Origin of the sequence: Vreelandella aquamarina, assembly GCF_900110265.1 — a bacterium.
Classification (GTDB): domain Bacteria; phylum Pseudomonadota; class Gammaproteobacteria; order Pseudomonadales; family Halomonadaceae; genus Vreelandella; species Vreelandella aquamarina.
On the sequence record NZ_FODB01000012.1, the window covers coordinates 44,260 to 65,374 of the forward strand.

The following is a 21,115-nucleotide window of genomic DNA, read 5'->3' on the forward strand; positions in this document are numbered from 1 at the left end:
GCTAAGCCCATTATTGTAGCGGCTTGCCGCACGAGTTGGCAGCGTTGTGTGGCGTTGCGCCTCGTGTTTTACAGCTCTTTTCTGCAGGCCCGGCGTTGAACGCGTATCATAGAGAGCAGACATCCTTACCGTTTTGCTGACTATGGAATTTGGTTATGGCCCGTGCCCCAATCGTGCTCGTCGATGGCTCTTCGTACCTCTATCGCGCGTTTCATGCGCTGCCGCCGCTAACGACCTCTAACGGTCAGCCGACCGGGGCCGTGAAGGGTGTACTGAACATGCTCAAACGGCTGATGAAAGACTACCCCGATAGCCCCATGGCGGTGGTGTTCGACGCGCCGGGTAAAACCTTCCGCGATGAGCTGTACAGCGATTACAAGGCCCACCGCCCACCCATGCCGGATGACCTACGCAGCCAAATCGAACCGCTGCACGCCTGTGTCAAAGCACTCGGCCTGCCGCTGCTGTGCATCGAAGGGGTCGAGGCGGATGACGTGATTGGCACGTTGGCGCACCAAGCCACTCAGGCTGGCCGCGACGCGGTCATCTCCACCGGCGATAAGGACATGGCCCAACTGGTGAACGGCCACATCACGCTGGTCAACACCATGAAAGAGGAAACCCTCGATGAAGCGGGCGTGGAGGAGAAGTTTGGCCTGCCTCCCGCACTCATCATCGACTTCCTCGCACTGATGGGCGACAAGGTGGACAACATCCCCGGCGTGCCTGGGGTGGGCGAGAAAACCGCCATTGGCCTGCTGCAAGGTATGGGCGGCGGTTTAGACACGATTTATGGCGATTTAGAGCGCGTGACCACCCTCGGTTTCCGCGGCGCGAAAACGTTACCCAAAAAACTGGAAGAGCACCGCGAGCAAGCGTTTCTCTCCTATCAGTTAGCGACGATCAAAACCGACTGCGACCTGCCGGTGGGGCTGGATGATTTAGACATTGCCCACCCGGACCGCGAAGCGTTGGTCGAGCTCTACAAACAGATGGAGTTCAAACAGTGGCTCGCCGAGCTGCTGGAAGGTAACGACGAAGGCGTGGACGATGTGGCAGGCGGCGAGCCCGTCTCGGAAACAACCGACAGCACGACGGAAACGGCGCCGACCGAGCGCCACGACCATGTGATTACCGAGCAGGCCGAGCTGGAGGCGTGGCTCGAACGGCTCAACGAGGCCGAACGTTTCTGCTTCGACTTGGAAACCACCAGCCTCAACTACATGGATGCAGAAATTGTGGGTATTGGCGTGTCGCTGGAAGCCGGGGAAGCTGCCTATATTCCGGTGGCCCATGATTACTTGGATGCTCCCCAGCAGCTTGATCGCAAAGCGGTGCTGGCAGCGTTAAAGCCACTGCTGGAAGACCCGGCCAAAACCAAAATTGGTCAAAACCTCAAATACGATATTTCCGTACTGGCGAACTACGACATTTCTGTCGTTGGCCCGTTTGCCGACACCATGCTAGCGTCGTATGTGCTCAACTCCACCGCCACGCGCCACGATATGGATTCGCTGGCGCTGAAGTACCTGGGCGAGAAAACCATTTCGTTTGAAGAGATCGCGGGCAAAGGCGCCAAGCAGCTGACGTTTAATCAGATTGCCCTAGAGCAAGCGGCTCCCTACGCCTGCGAGGATGTAGATATCACCCTGCGCCTACAGGACACGCTGCGTCCCCAAGTGGAGCGGGAAGGGCGCTTGGCCGAGGTGCTCGACCACCTTGAACTACCGCTAATCAGCGTGCTGTCGCGCATCGAGCGTAACGGCGTGGCCGTGGATGCCGAGCGCCTGTACGAGCAGAGCCAGCAGCTCGAACAGCGCATCCGCGAGTTAGAGAGTGAAGCTTTCGAGCTGGCGGGCCGTGAGTTCAATTTGGGCTCACCCAAGCAACTGGGGCAGATTCTGTTTGAAGAGCAGAAAATCCCAGTCATCAAGAAAACCCCCAAAGGCGCGCCTTCCACCGCCGAAGCCGTGCTGGAAGAGCTGGCGCTGGACTACCCCTTGCCCAAGGTGATCATGCAGCACCGTGGCCTGGCCAAGCTGAAATCTACCTATACCGATAAGCTGCCGCGCCTGCTGAACAAGAAAACTGGCCGCGTGCACACCAGCTATCATCAGGCGGTTACGGCCACCGGGCGGCTGTCGTCGTCGGACCCGAACCTGCAGAACATCCCGATTCGTACCGAAGAGGGGCGCAAGATTCGCCAGGCGTTCGTGGCCCGCCCTGGCTACCGCATTGTGGCGGCGGACTACTCGCAGATCGAGCTGCGTATTATGGCGCACCTTTCGGAAGATAAAGGGCTGCTGGAAGCGTTTGCTGAAGAGCGCGATATCCACACCGCTACCGCGGCGGAAGTTTTTGGCACCTCGCTTGAAAAGGTGTCTGGCGACCAGAGGCGCAGCGCTAAGGCGATTAACTTTGGCTTGATTTACGGCATGAGCGCTTGGGGGCTGGCTCGTCAGCTGCGTATTGACCGTAGCCAGGCCCAAACCTACATCGACCGCTACTTTGACCGCTACCCAGGCGTCGCCCGCTATATGGACCGCATTCGTACCCAGGCGGCGGAAGATGGCTTTGTCGAAACCGTGATGGGGCGGCGTTTATACCTGCCAGAGATTCACTCGCAAAACCGCAACCGCCGCCAAGGGGCCGAGCGCACGGCCATCAACGCGCCGATGCAGGGCACGGCGGCGGATATTATCAAACAGGCCATGATTGATGTGGATGCGTGGCTAGCGGAAGGGGAGTTCGATGCGCTGATGGTCATGCAGGTACACGATGAATTGGTGTTCGAGGTGGCCGAGGCGCAGGTAGAGCGCTTTATTGAGCAAGTGCAGGCACGCATGCAGGCCGCGGCCTCGCTCAGCGTACCGCTGATTGTGGAAGCGCAAAGCGGCGCGAATTGGGATGAAGCCCACTAACGAACGAGAGAGCACTCGCCAATAACACACAATCCCCACAGCGGTCGCTGCGGGGGTTGTGTTGAGTACGTTACTTAAGCACCGGCTTCAAAAGCGTGTGCCCAAGTCGCGCTTAACGCCAGCCGACGCGGTCGAAGATACGTACCGCTTCCGGGTTGTTCTCACCCAGGATGCTGATGTTGATGTCGTCTTTAGCGAAATCGCCCCAAGACTCCAGCACTGGGTTTTTCTTCACGCCTTCTACCACCGGGAACTCGTAGTTACGCTCGGCCAGCACTTCCTGCGCTTGGTCAGAGGCCAGGAACTCCAGGAAGCGAATGCCGTTTTCCGGGTTTTGCGCGTTGGCGACCAGGCCTGCACCGCCGACGTTCACGTGGGTACCGCGGTCATCCTGATTGGGGAAGATCACGCCCACTTTGCGCGCGGCTTCACGCTCGGCGGCATCGTCAGAGTGCAGCAGGCGTACGTAGTAGTAGTGGTTGGCGACGGCGAGGTTACACTCACCGCTGGCAACGCCAAGAATCTGATCGGTATCACCGCCTTCTGGGTCGCGGGCCATGTTATTCACAACGCCCTGGGCCCACTCCTGCGCGCCCTCTTCGCCGTGGTGCTCAATCAGCGATGCCAACAGTGACTGGTTGTAGATGTTGTTGGAAGAGCGAATGCATACTTGGCCTTCAAACTGCGGGTCGGCAAGATCTTCGTAAGTAGCGATCTGGCTCGGGTCGAAGTTTTCGCGGTTGTAGTAGATCACGCGGGCGCGCTGGCTAAAGCCAAACCACATGCCTTCTGGGTGACGCATGGATTCCGGCAGGCGCTCGTTAAGTACATCAGAGTTTACGCTTTGAAAAATACCGTCTTGCTCGGCGCGCCACAGGTTGCCTGCATCCACGGTCAGCATAACGTCGGCGGGGCTAGCCACGCCTTCACGCTGCATACGCTCCATCAGTTGGTTGGCATCGCCTTCCAGCACGTTTACTTCAATGCCTGTCTCTTCAGTGAACGCTTGGTAGAGAATTTCGTCAGAGTCGTAATGACGTGCGGAGTAGATGTTGACTTCATTAGCGAGTGCGCTGCTGGCGAACGCAGAGCCGGCCATGATGGCAGCTACGGAGGCCGTAAGACGTGCTTGTTTCATAACAAATACCCTGAATGTTTATGATAATAAGTTGCATTAACGGCGTGTGCTATTGAAACGCCTTGTTCGAAGAACGTCAAGCGAAATGCTAATGACTCGCATCACTTTTTGTGCCTAGACGTGCATCTCACGCCAATAGAAAATAGAATGCAAATAACTTTCAACCGTGTTCGCAATGGCTGAGCGGTCAGCGCTCTCCCGGCGAACAAACCATGGGTGAACGAATGACGGCAACTGTGTCCCTTTCTGAGGTGGCAGCACCTGCATCGGCGCTGTCGCTACGCGATGTTCAGCATACGTTTGCGGCTAACAAAGTTGTTAAAGGTATTGATCTCGACATTGCTCAGGGCGAAGTGGTCTGCCTGCTTGGCCCTTCCGGCTGCGGTAAAACCACGCTACTGCGCATTGCGGCAGGGCTGGAAGTGGTCCAAGAAGGCACCGTCAGCCTGGAAGGGCAGGCCATTGCCGCCCCCGGCAAACGCCATGTACCGCCGGAAAAGCGCAACGTCGGGCTGGCGTTTCAGGATTCGGCGCTGTTCCCCCACCTTAGCGTGTTGGAAAATGTCACTTTCGGCTTAAAGCATCTGCCCTCCAGCCAGCGCCGTGAACGTGCGCTGGAGCTATTAACCCAGCTTGGCATGGCTGACTACGCCGATACCTACCCGCATATGCTCTCCGGCGGTCAGCAGCAGCGCGTGGCGCTGGCCCGAGCTCTGGCACCTACGCCCAAGCTAATGCTGTTGGATGAACCCTTCTCCAGCCTGGACGCTCGGCTGCGTGATCGGATTCGCGACGATACGCTGCACGTGTTGAAAAAGCTGGGCTCTGCCACGCTGCTGGTGACTCACGACCCGGAAGAAGCGATGTTTATGGCCGACCGTATCGCCTTGATGCGCGATGGCAAAATCGTCCAAACGGGTACCCCGCGGGAGCTTTACTGCGCTCCCGTCGACCCATTTGTGGTGACCTTCTTTGGGGAAGTGAACGAGCTTGAAGGGATGGTGGAAGGAGGCGTGGTACAAACGCCGGTAGGCGACATAGATGCCAGCTGGCTGCCAGAGGGTAGCCAGGCCCAGGTGATGATCCGCCCGGAGGCGCTGCGTATCAAAGAGCGCGACCTGCCTGCGGAAACCCACAGCCACAGCCACGTGGTGATGGCGAAACTACTGGGCCGCACTAGCTTGATTCACCTATGTGCCCACGGTGCTGATGGCCAAGAAGCGCACCTGCACGCACGGGTACCAGGGGTCTTCCTGCCCCAGGAGGGGCAGCCGATTGATATCGACCTCGACCACACCCAGGTATTTATCTTTCCGCGTTAGTCTTTCCGCGTTAGTTGCGCGTTTTAATTACTCGGCTTGGCTGCCTGGGCGCGCCCGGCGCATCGCCAAGCTGAGTAGAATTACCGGTAGAATCCCCACCACCACAATGGTGAGCGATGCAGTAGACGCCTCCGCCAAGCGCTCATCGGACGCCAAACTGTGAGCGCGCACCGCCAGCGTGTCGAAGTTAAACGGCCGCAAAATAATCGTGGCGGGCAGCTCCTTCATCACATCCACAAACACCAGAATGCCCGCGGCCAATAGGCTGCTGCGCATCAGTGGCGTATGAATGCGCCGCAATGTGCCGCCGGCAGTTTGCCCTAAGGTGCGCGAGGCGGCGTCCATGCTTGGCGTCACTTTGCCCAGGCTCGCCTCTACTGCGTTAAACGACACCGCCAAAAAGCGCACCACATAGGCGTAAATCAAGATGAACGCCGTGCCGCTAAACACCAGCCCGATGATCTTATCGTAATGGGTGTGAAGCCAAGTGTTGAGCGCGTTATCCAGCCAGGCAAACGGAATCAAAATACCCACGGCCACCACCGAGCCAGGAATGGCGTAACCCATCGCCGCAATGCGGGTAAACAGTCGCGCACTGGGGGAGTTGTGCAGCCGCACGCCGTAGCTCAGCAGCACCGCCAGCCCCACCGCAATCAGCGCTGCCACCGTAGCGAGGCTCAGGCTGTTCATGGCAAAGCCGATGAAGCGCGTGCCAAATAGGCTGTCGCCGGTAGTCATCGCCATTTCCAGCAGAATACCGCTGGGCAGCAAGAAGCCAACGGTGATTGGTAACAGGCAGGCCAGCGTCGCCCCGACGGCGTGCCAGCCGTGCAACCTGTACTCAGGCAACTGTTGATAGCGGTTGGTGGTGTGGAAGTAGCGGCGCTTACCCCGCGACCAGCGCTCCAGCAGCACAAAAGCAATCACAAAAGTGAGTAGGCAAGCGGCTAGCTGGGCAGCGGCAATCGGCTCGCCCAGGCCAAACCAGGTGCGGTAAATACCCGTGGTAAAGGTATCCACCCCAAAGAACTGCACCGCGCCAAACTCATTGAGCGTTTCCATCAACACCAGCGACACGCCACCCACCAGCGCTGGGCGCGCCAGCGGCAGCGCCACGCTGGCAAATAAACGCCAGGGGCCGCGCCCTAACGTGCGACCAACATCCAAGACGCACACCGACTGCTCTAAGAAGGAAGCGCGGGCCAGCAGGTACACATAGGGGTAAAGCACGAAGGTGATCAGCGTGGCAGCGCCCCCCAACGAGCGTACATTGGGGAAGTAGTAGTCGCCGACCTGCCAGTGAAACCACTCCCGCAGCAGGCTTTGTAGCGGCCCCGCCACCTGTAGAAAATCGGTGTAGGCATAAGCAATCACATAGGTCGGCACCGCCAGCGGCAGCAGTAGCGCCCACTCAAATAGGCGCTTGCCGGGGAAGCGACACATCACCACCAGCCACGCCGTTCCGGTGCCAATCACCAGGGTGCCTAAGCCTACCCATAGCACTAACCAGAACGTATTCGAGAGATAGCGGGGCAGCACGGTGCTGGCCAGGTGCTGCCAAACGCCTTCGGTGGGCATCACGATATGGCCAAGCACGACCAAAATAGGCAGTGCCACAATCAGGGCAATCAGAAAAAGTGCAATTGACCAAGGGTTAAGCGACAGCGTAAAGCGTGATGCGAAACCTGAAAGCAGAGCCGATGGTGACCGGCGAGCAGGTGTAGACACGTCGTTGGCTCCTTGGACGAGGGGCAGTATGGCTCGTCAATGCGAAAAAATAGCGGTTGCAAATAGTATCACTTGCGTCAGTGGGGTGCAGCCAGCATTCGGGCAGGCAAAAAAATCCCCCCGCAAAGCGGAGGGATTTAGCGCAGGCCTAACCGCTGATGTGTTAGTAGCCCACCATCATGCTAGGTAGCCCGGTAATCAAGCTGGGGAAGATAGACATCAGGATACAGGCCAGAATGATGATCGCTACAAACGGTACCACCGCTTTGTACAGATCGACGATCTCAACCCCTGGCGGTGCCACCCCTTTGAGGTAGAACAGCGCATAGCCAAACGGCGGTGTGAGGAAGGAGGTCTGCAGTACCACCGCGACCATGACCACGAACCACAATACGTCCACGCCCATCTGAGCAATGATCGGCAGCATAATCGGGAAGCTCAGCAGCACAATGCCGGTCCAGTCCAGGAACATACCCAGGATAAAGACCAGGAACAGCATCAGCAGCAGCGCGCCAAAGGTGCCGCCTGGCATGGCCAGTACGAAGTCGCTGATCACCGTCATACCGCCGCCAATGGAGAACACGCCGGTAAACGCCGTCGCGCCCACCAGTACCAGCATCACCATGGTGGTGGTTTTACCCGCTTCGATCAGCGTGTTGTAGCAGGTAGAGAGCTTACGGTCGCCAAAGATTAAGAACAGCAAGAAGGCGATAAACACGCCAATCGCCGAGGCCTCGGTCGCGGTGGCGATCCCGGTAAATAGAGCACCGAGCACGCCCAGGATCAGCGACATCGGCGGCACCACGTACTTGCCCAGCATAATAAGCAGCTCTTTGGTGCTGACTTCCGCGCGCTCCTCTTTCGGCACCTTGGGGCCGTAGCTGGGTTTCAGCCAGCAGATCAGCACCACGTAAAGCGCGTACATCACGCCCAGCAGCAGGCCTGGAATCAGCGCCCCGGCAAACAGCGCACCCACCGACACCGGCGAGTAGCTGGCCATCAAAATCAGCATGATGCTGGGCGGAATCAAAATGCCTAGACAGCCGCTGGCCATGATCACGCCCGCGCTGAGCTCTTTGTTGTAGCCATACTTCAGCATCGGCACCAGCGCGATCATCCCCATAACGGCAATGGATGCCCCAACAATACCGGTCGTAGCGGCCAGCAATACCGAAACAACAACGACGGTTAAGGCGAGGCCGCCGCGCACATTCGCCAGCAGCAGGCGCATGGCGTCGAACATCTTCTCCGTGACGCCGGAGTCGTTGAGAAAGCGCGCCATCAAAATAAACAGCGGAATGGCGACCAGCACATAGTTGTCCATGGCGTTGCCATAAACGTTATTAATAATAATGCCGAGGGTATTAATGCCGGGGCCTAGATACGCGCCGATGACCGCCATGCCGCCCAGCACAAAGGCTAGCGGATGGCCCATAAACAGCCCGACCAGCAGCCCGCCGAACATCACCAGCGTCAGTAGTTCTGCACTCATGCGGATGTCTCCTCACGCAGCTGCATGATGGCGTGTAGGACGATGGCAATCGCCTGCAGCAAAATTAGCGCAGCGGCCACGACGATGACCCCTTTCACCGGGTAAACGGGAATCGAGACCATGCCATAGGTGGTTTCGCCACGGCTAAAGGAGCGCTCAAAGAAGCGCCAGCCGTAGGTCAGCAGCAGCCAAATAAACGGCACGAAGAAAACTAGGTAGCCAATGAGATCCAGCACGGCCTGCTTCTTACGAGATAGCAAACGCTTCACCACATCCACCTCAACGTGAGCGTGATGACGCAACCCGTAAGCCGCCATGAGCATAAAGTGAGCGCCGAACAGCATCTTCGTAATATCGAACGCCCAGTCGCTGGGGCGGCCGAAAAAAAAGCGCGACACAATGTCGTAAAGCACTATGAGAGTAATGATGGCAATTAACGGCGCGATAATGCGGCCAAACAGCTCGTTAATCGCATCGATCGCCTTGGCAATCGCATTCATGGAAGATCTCCGCAACTGAGCTAAGGCCGCCCCGGCAGGTGCTGGGGCGGCAATGTTACGCTTTTATAGTGAATGCCTTATAGGCAGGCTTCGATCTCTTCCAGTGAGGGCAGGTTATCCATGGTACGGCTCATGTTGAAGGGGGCCGTCACATCACGCCATGCGGCGTACTCTTGCAGGTAGGTGATCATGGAGTGGTAGACCTTAGCATGGTCAGGGTTCTCACAGGCGCCGCGTACGATGACCTCGTTGGTGATCTCCTGGATACGCGCCAGATCCTCTTCAGAGAACTGGTTGATGGTCACGCCCGCGTCGATAAACTTCTGGGTCGCTTCGGTGGATTCGCGCTCAGACCAGGAGAGGGACCACGCCATGGTGGCTTCGGCAGCGATACGCAGCTTGGCTTGCGTCTCTTCAGAAAGCGCATCCCAAGAATCTTTGTTGATCATAACGCCGAACACGCTCGCTGACTGGTGCCAGCCGGGGGTCGCCCAGTAGTCGGCCACTTCGGCAAAGCCTGCATTGAAGTCAACGCCAGGGGTGGAGAACTCACCTGCGTCAATCACGCCACGCTCAATGGCTTGGTACACTTCGCCACCAGCCAGTGTGACCTGTGAGCCGCCCAACTCTTCAAGCACACGGCCCTGGTCACGGCCAGAAAGACGCAGGCGCTTGCCTTCTAGGTCGGCGATGCTCTCGATGGGCGTGCGGCCCATAAAGCCGGATTCATTGTTGGTAATACCGTAGGGCAGGTAAACCATGTTGTACTGGCCATAGATCTCTTGGTAGAGCTCAAAACCGCCCCACTGTTGGATCCAGTTCAGATAATCGACACCGTTGAACAAACTGGTGGTGGTGGCCAGCGGCGAGAACGCTGGGTTTAAGCCTGCCCAGTAGCCGGGCCAGTCACCTGCGGCTTGGATAGCGCCGGTTTCAGTGGCGTCGAAGACTTCGGTGCCGGGCATCAAGGTGCCGCCTGCGCGGAAGTTAATTTGAACTTCGTCGCCCGCTAGTTGGTTAACCAACTCTGCCCAGTGCTGGTCGATCTTGATCAGATCCAGGTTCTCCGGCCAGGTGGAGGTCATGGTCCACTGCTCTTGTGCCTGGGCGGTGGAGGTGAGAGCGGCGAAAGCGACGCCAGCGGCAAGGCTGGTCAATGCGAATTTTGTAGTCTTTTTCATTGTATGTTTCCTGGTACTTTGGCGGTTAGCGTTATTAGTGTTAATGACCTGAAAGCAGGAAAGTACAGCGGGCAGGCTAACGTTTACGTAAAGTAAAACATCCTGCGCTGCATCGCTAAGCTAGCATATACCCCCCGCTGCAGCGCAATATCAGTAATACAAGGAAGCTAACGCGGGCTTTGTTGCCGTTTTATTTGAAAAATGGCAGTCAAAACATCGCTTTAAAATGCTATTAGGTGCACTTCCACAGGGGGGATATGGTGATAAAACGTTGAAAAGCGCCTATTTGTTAAACCAAAGTTGTAAGAGAATTTTTATTTTAAGGAGTTGCCATGGGCAGGCCGCACCACGCTGAGCCTACCTCACCGGCTGGCACTGCCGTTGCACAACAAGCTGCTGTGTTAGCCAGCTATGCCCGCCGTTTAAAGCGGCGCGGCTGGCGGGGGTTAGTGTGGCTTAACGGTGCTCCAGAGCAGGCGCGCCAGCAGGCGTTGGCGCTATGGCAAGCACTCGACTGGAGTGCGCCACTGTGGATAGGGGATGGCCAGCAAGCGCCGGTAGCACCGAGCTTGCCAAGCCGCAAAGCGCGCACCCGGCTGGGAGCAGAGCATCAGCTGGTGATCCTGGATGCCAGCGGCCACCAAGGGTTAGATCCAGATGCCCTAGGCGCACTAGCGGGCACCGTCAGCGCTGGCGGTCTGCTGGTGCTGGTCACCCCAGCGACGTGGGGCAGCCAACCCGATCCCGACTACGCCCGCTTTGCCGATTACCCTTGGCAGTGGGAAGCGCTCAGCGCGCACTATTTAGCGCGGTTGGCCTGTCAGTTGGGCGAGACGAACGCCGTGATCCGCTGGCCCGTTGGTGGTGCGCTATGGCTACCCGCGTTGAGCAAACGGCAAGAAGCTGCCGCCCAATGGGACGATGCTGACTGTCTCACCCTAGACCAGGCCAGCGCAGTGAGCGCGCTGGTCAAGCTCAAACGCCGCCGCCCGCTGGTGGTGACTGCCGACCGGGGGCGAGGCAAAAGTGCCGCTTTGGGCATAGCCTGCGCGCGCTTACTGCAGCAAAGCGGTGACGTAGAACTCCTGCTCACGGCCCCTCGGCTTAGCGCAGTGGAGAGCGTCTTTAGCCGAGTGGCGGCGCTGTGCCCTGAGGTGACGCAGCATGGCCACGCCGAGGTGTCGCTTCCCAACGGCAGTCGGCTGCGCTTTTTGCCGCCGGATGTTCTGACAGAACAGATAGAGCAGGGCACGTTAGGAGGCAGCGGCAGTATGCTGCTGGTGGATGAAGCCGCCGCCATTCCGGCGTCGTTGCTGGCCCGCTGGCTGGTGGCCTTTCCGCGCATTGCGTTTGCCACGACGGTGCATGGCTACGAAGGCTCGGGGCGCGGCTTTGCGCTACGTTTTCGCGATGTGCTAGACCGCCAAGCGCCCCAGTGGCGTGAATTGACGCTGCAAACGCCAATACGTTGGTCAGCCGGTGACCCGCTGGAAGCCGTCATTCAACACCTGCTTTTACTCGATGCGCCGCTACCCAAAGTAGAGCCACACCAGGGCGAGCGGCTTCCCAGTATGGTGATTAGCCAAGCGCAGCTAGCGGAGCGGGGGGCTTTGCTGGAACAGATGTTTGGCCTGCTGGTGCAGTCCCACTACCGCACCACGCCGAGTGATTTACGCCAACTGCTGGATGGCCCTGGCACGTCGCTGCGCATGGTGCTAGGCAGCGATGGGGCTGACCCCCAAGCGGTGCTGATCACGCGAGAGGAGGGCGGCTTTGATGCCGCGCTTGCCGAGCAGGTAGCGCGAGGCGAGCGCAGAGCTCAGGGGCATTTGTTGGCGCAGTCGCTGGCGGCCCATTGCGGCAGCCGTGAGGCGCTAACCGCCCGCTGGCGGCGGGTGGCACGCATTGCTGCTCACCCACAGCGCCGTCGCGAAGGGTTGGGGCGGCAGCTGTTAGAAGAGGATATGGTCAGCGCTGCTCAGCATGGCATTGGCTTGTACGGTGCCGCCTTTGGCGCAGAGGCGTCGCTGCTGCGCTTTTGGCTGGCACTGGGGTTTGTGCCGGTGCGTTTAGGTATTACCCGAGAAGCCGCCACTGGCGAATACGCCGTGATGGTCGCCAAATCGCTCAACCAAGAGGGGCAGTCGGTGCTAAGTGAATTAACCGCTGGCTTTGCCGCTTCGCTACCCGGCCTGTTGGCGTTTGAATTGGCAACACTGCCTGCTTCGGTGGTGGCGCTGTTGCTTACCTCGCTCCTCGGCCATCCGCTTAGCGTAGCCGAGCACCAAGCCATTCACGATGTCGCTTATGCTCGCCGCGACCCCGCCCTGGCTCGCCCGGCGCTGCAGGCGCTGGCGCGTGAAGCCAGCCGCCAACCGTTAGGTGAGGCCCAGCAGGCGCATCAGCAGCTCGCTGCTTGGGCCTACCAAAATCAGCCGTTCGCTAAGGCTCAAAAAGAGGCCGTACAATGCTTACGTCAGGCTGTACAGCAGGTGATCGAAGCATGTGCGCTTTTCCCCAGTGAGCCAGAGCGGTAAAGTAAGCCCGTTATCGATAATGAAGAGTTTCCATGAACGCACATCTAGCAGCGCTCGAACCACGCCTTGTATGGCAGCACTTTCGCACCCTGTGTAACACGCCGCGCCCCTCCGGCCATGAAGCCGCTTTGGTGGCGACGTTAGAAGCCTGGGCCGATGCTCAGGGGCTCACCCACGACCGGGATGCCTTTGGCAACCTGCGCATTCGCAAGCCCGCAACGCCCGGCTGTGAAGACGCTCCCGGTATCGTGCTGCAGGGGCACCTGGATATGGTAGCCCAGGCCAACTCGGGGCATGAGCACGACTTTACCCGTGACCCCATTCGCACCGTGGTCAAAGAGGGATGGCTTTACGCTGAAGGCACCACTCTAGGGGCGGATAATGGCATGGGCGTGGCGGCCATTTTGGCCGTACTGGAAGACCCCGAGCTGACCCATGGCCCGCTGGAAGCGCTGTTCACCCTGGAAGAAGAGACCTCCATGGGCGGTGCGCTGAACCTTGCCGAAAACTGGTTGGAAGGCTCGCTGCTGCTCAACTTGGATAGCGAAGACCGTGGCGAGGTGTATATCGGCTGTGCGGGCGGCGCGGATGTGGTGGTCGATGCGCAACTGCCCAGCGCTGCCCTGCAGGAGGGTGAGCAACTCCTTTCTCTCTCGCTCACCGGCCTGAAAGGCGGCCACTCGGGCATGGATATCCATAAGCCTTTGGGAAACGCTAACCGCCTGCTGGTACGTGTGCTGTGGGCACTGGAGGCCTTCGGTGCCCGCCTGGTGAGCTACCAGGGCGGCACGCTGCGCAACGCCATTCCCCGTGAAGCCTTTGCCCAGGTAGCGCTGCCCGCCGATGATATGGACGCCGCCCTGGCGGCCGTTGAGAAGCTGGCCGTGACCCTCAAAGCCGAGCTGGGCAGTGGCGATAGCGGCTTGGTATTGACCGCCACCCGTGCGGAACAGGCCGACGCTGAGCCGCTGACCCTGGACGCTAGCGCCATGCTGCTGGCCGCGCTACATGCCGCCCCGTGTGGCGTCGAGCGCATGAGCGCCGACGTGCCAGGCGTAGTCGAAACCTCCAACAACCTGGGCGTGTTAAGCGTCGAGCAGGGGCGTTTCCACCTCTGCGCCCTGGTGCGTTCGTTGCACGATAGCGCTGCCCAAGCGATGGCCGAGCGCTTTCAGGCGCTGTTTGGGCTAATGGGCGCACGGGTGAAAGTCGAAAACGGCTACCCCGGCTGGGCACCCAACCCGGATAGCCCGCTACTGGCCACCTTCAAGGCGCGCCACGCGGCGCTGATGGGCCACGAGCCCGAGGTGAAAGTGATCCATGCAGGGCTAGAGTGCGGTATTTTGGGCAGCAAATACCCGCACTTGGACATGATTTCCTTTGGCCCGCTGATTCGCGGCGCGCACTCGCCGGATGAGCGGGTGGAGATCGAGTCCGTGGCGGAGTTCTGGGCCATGCTGCGCGATCTGGTAGCGGCGCTGGCGAAGTAACGCCATGCTAAAGTAGCAAAAGAGCAATAAAAACGGCACCGCGAAGGTGCCGTTTTTATTAGGGACGAAGAGCCGCAGTGTTATTAATCGCGGCTGTTCACCGAACTTACTTGCCTAAATAGGCGTTGAGCATCCACACGGTTTTTTCCTGCTCGCGGATGTAGTCGCCCGCCTGGGCGGCGGTGCCTTCGTCGTCGGCGTCAGACGCTAGCGCCAGCAGTTCGCGCTGCAGTTCGATCAGCGTTTGATAGCCTGCCAGAACGCCTTGCACGCAGGTCTTGCCATCGTGGACATCTTTGTCTTCTTGGATGCGCGACAGCTTCACGTAATCGCTGTAGGCGTGTACCGGCTTATGCCCCAGGGTGAGAATACGCTCGGCCACTTCATCTACTTTGGTCAGCAGGTCAGTGTAGAACTCTTCAAACTTGGCATGCAGCTCAAAGAAGTCGTTGCCCTTCACGTTCCAGTGGTAGCCACGCACATTCATGTAAAAAATCTGATAGTTGGCCAGCAGGTGATTGAGTTTCTCGGCTAACTGGCTGGCGCTGCCTTCGTGTAGGCCAATGCTGTTCATATTATCCATTTGTGCTCCTCCATGGTTGGAGCCGCGCTGAAAAAGTACGGCCATCAAATCGTTTGATCTAGCTTAAGGCGCTGTGCTTGTGATGCAAAACAGGTTTTTTGCATCGCAGCTATAGCGCCCTACCATTAGAGCGGTGAGCTGGCGACGGCTGACTCATCGCTGATGAATAAAGAAATGTAGGCGCAGGCGCGTCATTTCAAGGGGCTTATCTTCAAGGCTCGCTCCACGACCCGCTCAAAGTCGCGCTCAGCGGCTTGCAAGCCACAGGCGTGCGATGCTTTCGCAACGGTCTGCCAGAAGCTCTGCCGTGCGGGGTAGCGCCTGTTCTAATGTCATTAGGCCATCGGCTAGCGCAAAGGCGGCGGTAACGCCTTCTTCCGTGCAGGCTTGCCAGCCATCGCCTAGGCTACCCGCGAGCACAATCACCGGCTTGCCCTGGCGCTTAGCGGCGCGTGAGACACCAATCGGCGTTTTGCCCGCTAAGCTCTGGCCATCTAGGCGGCCCTCGCCGGTAATCACTAAATCTGCATCGTTCAGTAATTGGGCAAAATTCGCCTGCTGCATGATCATTTCAATGCCTGGCGTTAGCGTCGCGTTCAAAAAGCAGTGCGCCGCAAACCCCATGCCGCCTGCCGCTCCCGCTCCTGGCAGCTCTCGGTCGTCTCGGCCCAGCGCCTTGGCGGTGAGGTCGGCAAAGTGGCCGAGTGCGCGGTCTAGCGTTGCCACATCGGCGTCTGTCGCGCCCTTTTGTGGGCCGAAGACGGCACTGGCACCGCGTTCGCCTAGCAGTGGGTTATCCACATCCACGGCGGCCTCTACGCGTAATTCGGCCAAGCGCGGGTCTAACGTCGAAAGATCCAGGGTCGCAAGCTGCTGGAGTGCGCCGCCGCCTGGAGGCAGCGGCTGGCCCTGGGCATCCAGTAGCGTAGCCCCCAATGCTTGCAGCATTCCTGCGCCCGCATCGTTGGTGGCGCTTCCGCCGAGCAGCAGCAGGGCATGGGTGGCGCCTGCATCTAGGGCAGCGAGAAACAGCTCGCCCACGCCGAAGGTGGTGGTATGCAGGGCGCTGCGCTCTGCGTGGGTCAGGTGCTGCAGGCCGCTGGCTTCTGCCAGCTCGATAAACGCGGTACGCTGCTCGCTTAGCCAGCCCCAGGCGGCTTGGCGTGGCCGCCCAAGGGCGTCTTGCACCGTGAGCGTACGGCGCTCGGCATGGGTGGCGGCAATTAAGGCATCAAGGCTGCCTTCGCCGCCATCCGCCAGGGGGCAGAGCTGTGTGATGGCGTTGGGCGCTGCCCGTTGAATACCTTGTGCCATGGCCTTGGCGGCCTCTTCGGCATCCAAGGCGTCCTTAAAACTGTCAGGGCAAAGCAGTACTTTCATCGCACAACCTCCTTAAAACGTTGTCTCAGCGTGTTGTCGTTCTTTTTAATGTCTGTTGGCGAGCTTAGCGCGCTGCTTGGTGGCACACCAGCCACGAAGGTAGCGAGAGGATTTATCATGAAGGCCATACCCCTTAGCATTACCTGCCTGTTGGCACTGGCGGGTTGTCAGACGGTTCCTGACCGGCTGCCCCAAGCGGAGCCTGCGCCAGCGGCGGCTTGCTACTTCCCCACCGGCCAGTCTGCGCCAGATGAAACGCTGAGCGTTTTGACGGATAGCATCGACGTGCTGGAAGCCTGGGGGTTTTCGTTGGAGACCACTGATACGGAGCTTGGGCTAGTGAGTGCCTCCCGGGAGCGCGAGCTGATCGGCTACTATGACCGCTATGACTACGACTATGGCTACGGCAGCGGCTTCCGCCTGTTTGGCGGGTTTGGTATTGGTCGCGGCGTAGGGATTGGCGTGGGTGGCTCCTTCGGCCCAGGTTTTGGCCAGCAGCCCGTTGAGGTAGAGCGGGTATCGCTGCTTGCCCGCGATGGCCATCTGCGCATTTCAAGGGACATTCGACGCTTTGACCACCTGGGCGACCTGCGAGAATCCTATAGCGCCAGTAACGATGATTTCTGTGGCCGTTTCCAGGACGCTTTTTCGTCATCCGTCACACCGCAGGGGGCATCATGACACCGTTTCGCCATACCTCATGGGTAGCGCTCACGCTATGCGCCACGCTGTGGCTGGCAGGCTGTGCCACCACGCAACCTCTTGAACCGCGCGAGCTGCGCTATAGCGCGCCAATGGAGCAAACCTTCCGCGAGGCGGTAGCACTGATGATGGAGCAGGGCTATGTGATACGCCACGCTGATTTGACCTTAGGGCGCGCCGAGGCAAGCCTGGCACGCTGGCCGGAGTATCGCATCCAACTACAAGTAAGCGATGCACAAGGAGGCAGCTTAGTGAGCGTGTCAGCACTGCGCGGTAGCCAGCCGATACCGCCTTATGTGCTAGATCCCTGGCTCGTGGAGTTACAGCGCAAATTAGGAGAATTACCGTGATAAGAGCATGGCCACGGGTATCGGTTCGGCGCACCTGTCAGGCGTTGGTGGTGGGTAGCCTGTTGGCTAGCCCTTTAGCTATGGCGCACCCCCATGGCTGGATCGATATGAGCGTGCGGGTCATTACCAACGACGACGGTGCAGTCACCGGGCTTCATCAAACGTGGCGAATGGACCCCTTTTATAGCTTGGTCGTCATGGAGGAGTTGCAGCAGGTACCAGGCACGAGCCTGGAGCAGGGGCTGGATCAGTTGGGCAGTGAGATTCGCAATAACTTGACTCCTCAGCACTACTTTACCGAGGTGCGGATCGGCGACAAGCCGCAGACGTTTGGCGAGGTCACCGAGTACACCGCACTGGAGCGGGACGGCCGTTTAACGTTTATGTTTATTTTACCGCTGACCTCACCCCAGCCTTTGAGCGGTCAGGTGCTGGAGTATCAAGTCTTTGACCCCACGTACTACATCGAGATGGTACATGAGGAAGAGGGCGACGAGCCCTCTCCTCAGGCGCTGATTCTCAACGGCGAACCCGATTGCACGCTAAGCGTGCTACCCGCCGACCCCGATCCGGAGAAGGTGTTGCAGGCGTCACTACTAGACGTGGACGAGGAAGGCGAACCGGGATTAGGCCGCCACTTTGCGGAAACAGGGCGGGTGGATTGCCGCTAGCGGCCTACTGGCTGGTCATGTATAAAGTGTTACTTTATATCTTTTGTGCGGAGGGGGAATGATGCCGTTAACGGGACGACAGTTGGCCACTGGTGCCCTGGTGCTATTAGGCGTGGCGCTGCTGGTGTGGGCGGTACAGGCGAACTTACAGGGTGCCAGCCTGCAGCTACTTACGTGGCAGCGAGAACTACACCGCAGCCTGACCCTGGCGATTACCGAGTTGTCACGAACGCCTTCCACCGGCACGTGGCTAACGCTGCTTGGCGTGAGCTTCGCCTACGGCGTGTTTCATGCCGCAGGGCCTGGGCATGGTAAAGCAGTATTGGCCACCTATTTGGCGTCTCATGGCGGTGCGACTCGCCGGGCGCTAGGGCTCTCGTTTGCTGCCTCGCTACTGCAGGGCGTGACGGCCATTGCGATGGTGGCGATATTGGTACACGGGCTGGGCTGGGTGACGCGTCAAGCCATGGGCAGCGTGGTATGGGTGGAACAGGCCAGCTTTTTTCTGGTAGCGCTATTAGGGGCTTGGCTCTGCTGGCGGGCGGTGAAGCAGCTGCGCCATGCCTATGCCGTGCAGAGTGAGCCGGTCATGGAGCACGTACATGCGCATGATCACAGCCACGACCACAGCCACTGCTGTGGCGGTGCCCATCATATTGAACCCGAGCAGGCGTTGGATTGGCGTACGGCCTTGATGACCGTCGGGGCGATTGGTATGCGCCCCTGCAGCGGAGCGATCTTGATGCTAGGTGCCGCAAGCCTTTTGGGCCAATTTTACGTGGGGGTCGCGTCGGTGGTGGCGATGTCGCTGGGCACGGGCATTACCGTATCGATACTGGCCCTGGCGAGTATCGTGGCCCGAGGGTGGGCCACCAAGCGGCTACACAAGCAGAGCCAGCAACGGGTCGAGAAAGCGGCGGGCTGGGCGGCACTCACCGGTGGGGCCGTGATTATTGCGCTGGGAATTTCCTTAGCGCTGGCCGGTGCGGCGCAGCCTGCCAGCGGCCCGTTACTCAACGAGCCGCCCGCGCGTGGCTCAATGCTGGGCGGTTGAGCTTAAAGCGACAGCCCCTCAATTTGCGCTAGCAGCTGTTCCCGTCGCTCCCCCTGCTGGGCGAGCTCATAAGGCTTGGGAGTGCCGTTGCCCCACACCGGCGCGGGCCAGCTGGCGTCATCGGTATAGCGCACCACTAAATGGATATGTAGCTGGCTGACCACGTTGCCCAGCGTGGCGATATTGAGCTTGTCGCCCTGGAAGGCCTCTTTCATGGCCGCTCCCAGTTGAGTGGCCTCCTGCCAGAGCTGCGCTTGCTCCTCTTGACTGAGTTCAAACACTTCGCTGACCGATGCTACTCTGGGCACTAGCACCACCCAAGGGTAGCGAGCATCGTTCATCAGCAGAGCGCGGCAAAGCGGTAGGTCGGCGAGGGGAAAGGTATCGGCCTCTAAGCGTGGATCGAGTTCAAAGGTTGCCAAACGGAGTGCTCCTAAGCCAAACGGTTAGACTAGCATCATAGCAGGCAACGGTTATGTCAGGGAAAACAGGCGAAATGATTAAAACCTGTTACGCTGAAAACACTCCCAGGCGGTAAGGCTGCCGCCGGAGCTTCCCGATGTTGAATGACTTGTTAAGGAGAACACCATGAAAAAACTACTGGCGACTAGCTTTATCGAACATCGCGAAAAACCTCGTACTTCTAGTGCGAGGATGGATAGCGAGGGGCGCGAGAGCGCCCCTGGTCCGGCCTCGATTGTTGCTCAATATACTGCTTGACCATGCTCAGGGGGGCGCCTCCGACACTTCCCGCAAAGTAGCTTGGACTCCACAGCGAGTTCTTCCGGTAGGCGGGCTGCACCAGTTCAGGGTGTAGTAACTTCATCCGCCGGCTGGATACCCCCTTCAAACTATTCACCAGCTTGGATACCGCCACTTTGGGTGGAAAGTTGACAAGCAAATGGACGTGATCGGTTTCACCGTTGAACTCCTGTAGCTCCGCCTCGAAGTCCCGACACACTCGGTCGAAAAGCAATTCGAGGGAGTTGAGATGCGCGCCGGTAAACACCTTGCCCCGATACCTGGTGACAAAGACCAAATGGACATGGAGTTCAAAAACGCAGTGCCTTCCTGTTCTGATAGCTTGTTTGGTTTCCATAGACCAAGTATATTCGAAGCCATGAAGCAGACCAAGACCCTCAAGGTTCGAGTGAAGGACAAACACGCCGCCGAGCTTAACCGCATGGCCCGCAGCGTGAATTTTGTTTGGAACTACCTCAACGAACTGTCTTCCCGAGCCATTCGGGAGAAAGGTCTGTTTCTGTCTGCCTACGACATGCACCCCTATACCAAGGGTGCTGGCAAGGACCTCGGCCTGCACAGCCAAACGCTGCAATGCATTGCTGCTGAATACGTTGCCCGCCGCAAGCAGTTCAAAAAGCCCCGCCTGAATTGGCGCAAGTCCGGCGGTGTGCGCCGCTCACTTGGCTGGATTCCGGTCAATACCGGCGCGGCCAAGTGGAAGAACGGGCAGGTATTTCACAACGGCACCTACTTCAAGGTGTGGGATAGCTACGGCCTGTCGACATACAAGTTCCGTGCCGGCAGTTTCAACGAAGATAGCCGGGGCCGGTGGTATTTCAATGTTGCGGTCGAGGTGGACGTGCAACCGACGCTTGGGCAGGGCGCCGTTGGCATCGACCTTGGGCTCAAGGATGTGGCCACCTGTAGCGATGGAGGAAGGCTGGAAAACAGCCGCTTCTACCGCCGCATGGAAGACCAGTTGGCGACAGCCCAACGTGCCCGCAACAAGCGGCGGGTAAAAGCTATTCACGCCAAGATCAAGAACCGTCGCCAGGACGCGCAGCACAAGTTTTCCCGGAAACTCGTCAACCAGTACGGCGAAATCGTCGTGGGCGATGTTTCCTCAACCAAGCTCGCGAAGACCAAGATGGCCAAAAGCGTCTACGACGCTGGCTGGTCACAACTGAAAACGATGCTGGAATATAAATGCGCTCACGCAGGCATCGTCTTCAAGGTCGTTCGCGAAACCAACACCACCCGCGCCTGTTCGTCGTGCGGCTCGCTTAGCGGGCCGCAGGGCGTCAACGGGTTGCGAGTAAGGG

General features: G+C 59.0%; 18 protein-coding genes. 9 read left to right on the top strand and 9 right to left on the bottom strand.

Annotation, left to right across the window (positions count from 1 at the left end):
- The first annotated feature begins 155 nt into the window (after window positions 1-155).
- Window positions 156-2,921, top strand: coding sequence for a DNA polymerase I (polA, locus tag BMY49_RS04990; protein WP_089675067.1), 2,766 nt, complete (start codon window positions 156-158; stop codon window positions 2,919-2,921).
- A gap of 112 nt (window positions 2,922-3,033) precedes the next feature.
- On the opposite strand, the gene BMY49_RS04995 is transcribed toward polA, so the two are convergent.
- Complete coding sequence (locus tag BMY49_RS04995) at window positions 3,034-4,059, bottom strand: Fe(3+) ABC transporter substrate-binding protein (RefSeq protein WP_089675068.1); 1,026 nt, start codon at window positions 4,057-4,059, stop codon at window positions 3,034-3,036.
- A 224-nt stretch (window positions 4,060-4,283) separates the two neighbouring features.
- On the opposite strand from BMY49_RS04995, the gene BMY49_RS05000 reads away from it, so the two are divergent.
- Window positions 4,284-5,381 (top strand): ABC transporter ATP-binding protein, encoded by a 1,098-nt coding sequence (locus BMY49_RS05000; RefSeq protein ID WP_062361828.1) that lies wholly within the window; start codon window positions 4,284-4,286, stop codon window positions 5,379-5,381.
- A gap of 27 nt (window positions 5,382-5,408) precedes the next feature.
- Here the strand turns inward: BMY49_RS05000 and BMY49_RS05005 are convergent, their stop codons facing one another.
- The 4 genes from BMY49_RS05005 to dctP form a co-directional block, all read right to left on the bottom strand.
- Window positions 5,409-7,109 carry an ABC transporter permease gene (locus BMY49_RS05005; protein WP_089675069.1) on the bottom strand — a complete coding sequence of 567 codons (1,701 nt, stop codon included), beginning with the start codon at window positions 7,107-7,109 and terminating at the stop codon, window positions 5,409-5,411.
- Window positions 7,110-7,272: 163 nt separating this feature from the next.
- Window positions 7,273-8,601, bottom strand: a complete 1,329-nt coding sequence (locus BMY49_RS05010; protein ID WP_197931357.1) for a TRAP transporter large permease — start codon at window positions 8,599-8,601, stop codon at window positions 7,273-7,275.
- Window positions 8,598-9,101, bottom strand: a complete 504-nt coding sequence (locus BMY49_RS05015; protein WP_089675070.1) for a TRAP transporter small permease subunit — start codon at window positions 9,099-9,101, stop codon at window positions 8,598-8,600. Before BMY49_RS05015 ends, BMY49_RS05010 begins: the two co-directional genes overlap by 4 nt.
- A gap of 77 nt (window positions 9,102-9,178) precedes the next feature.
- Window positions 9,179-10,282, bottom strand: a complete 1,104-nt coding sequence (dctP, locus tag BMY49_RS05020; protein WP_044630143.1) for a TRAP transporter substrate-binding protein DctP — start codon at window positions 10,280-10,282, stop codon at window positions 9,179-9,181.
- A gap of 332 nt (window positions 10,283-10,614) precedes the next feature.
- On the opposite strand from dctP, the gene BMY49_RS05025 reads away from it, so the two are divergent.
- The gene (locus tag BMY49_RS05025; protein ID WP_089675071.1) at window positions 10,615-12,819 is read left to right on the top strand and encodes a tRNA(Met) cytidine acetyltransferase TmcA; all 2,205 of its coding nucleotides are present in this window, start codon (window positions 10,615-10,617) and stop codon (window positions 12,817-12,819) included.
- A 32-nt stretch (window positions 12,820-12,851) separates the two neighbouring features.
- A complete protein-coding gene (locus tag BMY49_RS05030) occupies window positions 12,852-14,309 on the top strand; it encodes an aminoacyl-histidine dipeptidase (protein WP_089675073.1) in 1,458 nt (485 codons plus the stop codon).
- A gap of 106 nt (window positions 14,310-14,415) precedes the next feature.
- On the opposite strand, the gene BMY49_RS05035 is transcribed toward BMY49_RS05030, so the two are convergent.
- Window positions 14,416-14,892: a Dps family protein gene (locus tag BMY49_RS05035; RefSeq protein ID WP_058577861.1), complete on the bottom strand. Its 477-nt coding sequence runs from the start codon at window positions 14,890-14,892 to the stop codon at window positions 14,416-14,418.
- A 246-nt stretch (window positions 14,893-15,138) separates the two neighbouring features.
- A complete protein-coding gene (locus tag BMY49_RS05040) occupies window positions 15,139-16,272 on the bottom strand; it encodes a glycerate kinase (protein WP_089675075.1) in 1,134 nt (377 codons plus the stop codon).
- A 117-nt stretch (window positions 16,273-16,389) separates the two neighbouring features.
- Here BMY49_RS05040 and BMY49_RS05045 point away from each other — a divergent pair, with 117 nt between their 5' ends.
- The 4 genes from BMY49_RS05045 (at window position 16,390) to BMY49_RS05060 (ending at window position 19,049) form a co-directional block, all read left to right on the top strand.
- Complete coding sequence (locus BMY49_RS05045) at window positions 16,390-16,953, top strand: hypothetical protein (RefSeq protein WP_089675077.1); 564 nt, start codon at window positions 16,390-16,392, stop codon at window positions 16,951-16,953.
- Window positions 16,950-17,324, top strand: coding sequence for a hypothetical protein (locus BMY49_RS05050; protein WP_044630148.1), 375 nt, complete (start codon window positions 16,950-16,952; stop codon window positions 17,322-17,324). The genes BMY49_RS05045 and BMY49_RS05050 overlap by 4 nt, the downstream gene beginning before the upstream one ends.
- A 44-nt stretch (window positions 17,325-17,368) precedes the next feature.
- A complete protein-coding gene (locus tag BMY49_RS05055; RefSeq protein WP_063610164.1) occupies window positions 17,369-17,995 on the top strand; it encodes a DUF1007 family protein in 627 nt (208 codons plus the stop codon).
- 61 nt (window positions 17,996-18,056) lie between these two features.
- A complete protein-coding gene (locus BMY49_RS05060; protein ID WP_044630149.1) occupies window positions 18,057-19,049 on the top strand; it encodes a nickel/cobalt transporter in 993 nt (330 codons plus the stop codon).
- A gap of 2 nt (window positions 19,050-19,051) precedes the next feature.
- Here BMY49_RS05060 and BMY49_RS05065 read toward each other — a convergent pair whose 3' ends face one another.
- Complete coding sequence (locus tag BMY49_RS05065) at window positions 19,052-19,471, bottom strand: HIT family protein (protein ID WP_089675079.1); 420 nt, start codon at window positions 19,469-19,471, stop codon at window positions 19,052-19,054.
- A gap of 221 nt (window positions 19,472-19,692) precedes the next feature.
- On the bottom strand, window positions 19,693-20,148 hold the full coding sequence (gene tnpA, locus BMY49_RS05070; RefSeq protein ID WP_089675088.1) for an IS200/IS605 family transposase: 456 nt from the start codon (window positions 20,146-20,148) through the stop codon (window positions 19,693-19,695).
- Between tnpA and BMY49_RS17735 the strand changes: the two genes are divergently transcribed.
- On the top strand, window positions 20,041-21,115 hold a 1,075-nt coding region (locus tag BMY49_RS17735; protein WP_244154916.1), incomplete at its 3' end, for an RNA-guided endonuclease InsQ/TnpB family protein. The genes tnpA and BMY49_RS17735 overlap by 108 nt on opposite strands.

Excerpts from the sequence above, each read along its gene's own strand:
- dctP (WP_044630143.1), bottom strand. The coding sequence starts at position 10,282 with ATGAAAAAGACTACAAAATTCGCATTGACCAGCCTTGCCGCTGGCGTC.
- BMY49_RS05015 (WP_089675070.1), bottom strand. The coding sequence starts at position 9,101 with ATGAATGCGATTGCCAAGGCGATCGATGCGATTAACGAGCTGTTTGGC.
- BMY49_RS05045 (WP_089675077.1), top strand. The coding sequence starts at position 16,390 with ATGAAGGCCATACCCCTTAGCATTACCTGCCTGTTGGCACTGGCGGGT.
- BMY49_RS05035 (WP_058577861.1), bottom strand. The coding sequence starts at position 14,892 with ATGGATAATATGAACAGCATTGGCCTACACGAAGGCAGCGCCAGCCAG.
- BMY49_RS05050 (WP_044630148.1), top strand. The coding sequence starts at position 16,950 with ATGACACCGTTTCGCCATACCTCATGGGTAGCGCTCACGCTATGCGCC.
- BMY49_RS04995 (WP_089675068.1), bottom strand. The coding sequence starts at position 4,059 with ATGAAACAAGCACGTCTTACGGCCTCCGTAGCTGCCATCATGGCCGGC.
- BMY49_RS05025 (WP_089675071.1), top strand. The coding sequence starts at position 10,615 with ATGGGCAGGCCGCACCACGCTGAGCCTACCTCACCGGCTGGCACTGCC.
- BMY49_RS05040 (WP_089675075.1), bottom strand. The coding sequence starts at position 16,272 with ATGAAAGTACTGCTTTGCCCTGACAGTTTTAAGGACGCCTTGGATGCC.
- BMY49_RS05060 (WP_044630149.1), top strand. The coding sequence starts at position 18,057 with ATGCCGTTAACGGGACGACAGTTGGCCACTGGTGCCCTGGTGCTATTA.
- tnpA (WP_089675088.1), bottom strand. The coding sequence starts at position 20,148 with ATGGAAACCAAACAAGCTATCAGAACAGGAAGGCACTGCGTTTTTGAA.
- BMY49_RS05000 (WP_062361828.1), top strand. The coding sequence starts at position 4,284 with ATGACGGCAACTGTGTCCCTTTCTGAGGTGGCAGCACCTGCATCGGCG.
- BMY49_RS05030 (WP_089675073.1), top strand. The coding sequence starts at position 12,852 with ATGAACGCACATCTAGCAGCGCTCGAACCACGCCTTGTATGGCAGCAC.
- polA (WP_089675067.1), top strand. The coding sequence starts at position 156 with ATGGCCCGTGCCCCAATCGTGCTCGTCGATGGCTCTTCGTACCTCTAT.
- BMY49_RS05010 (WP_197931357.1), bottom strand. The coding sequence starts at position 8,601 with ATGAGTGCAGAACTACTGACGCTGGTGATGTTCGGCGGGCTGCTGGTC.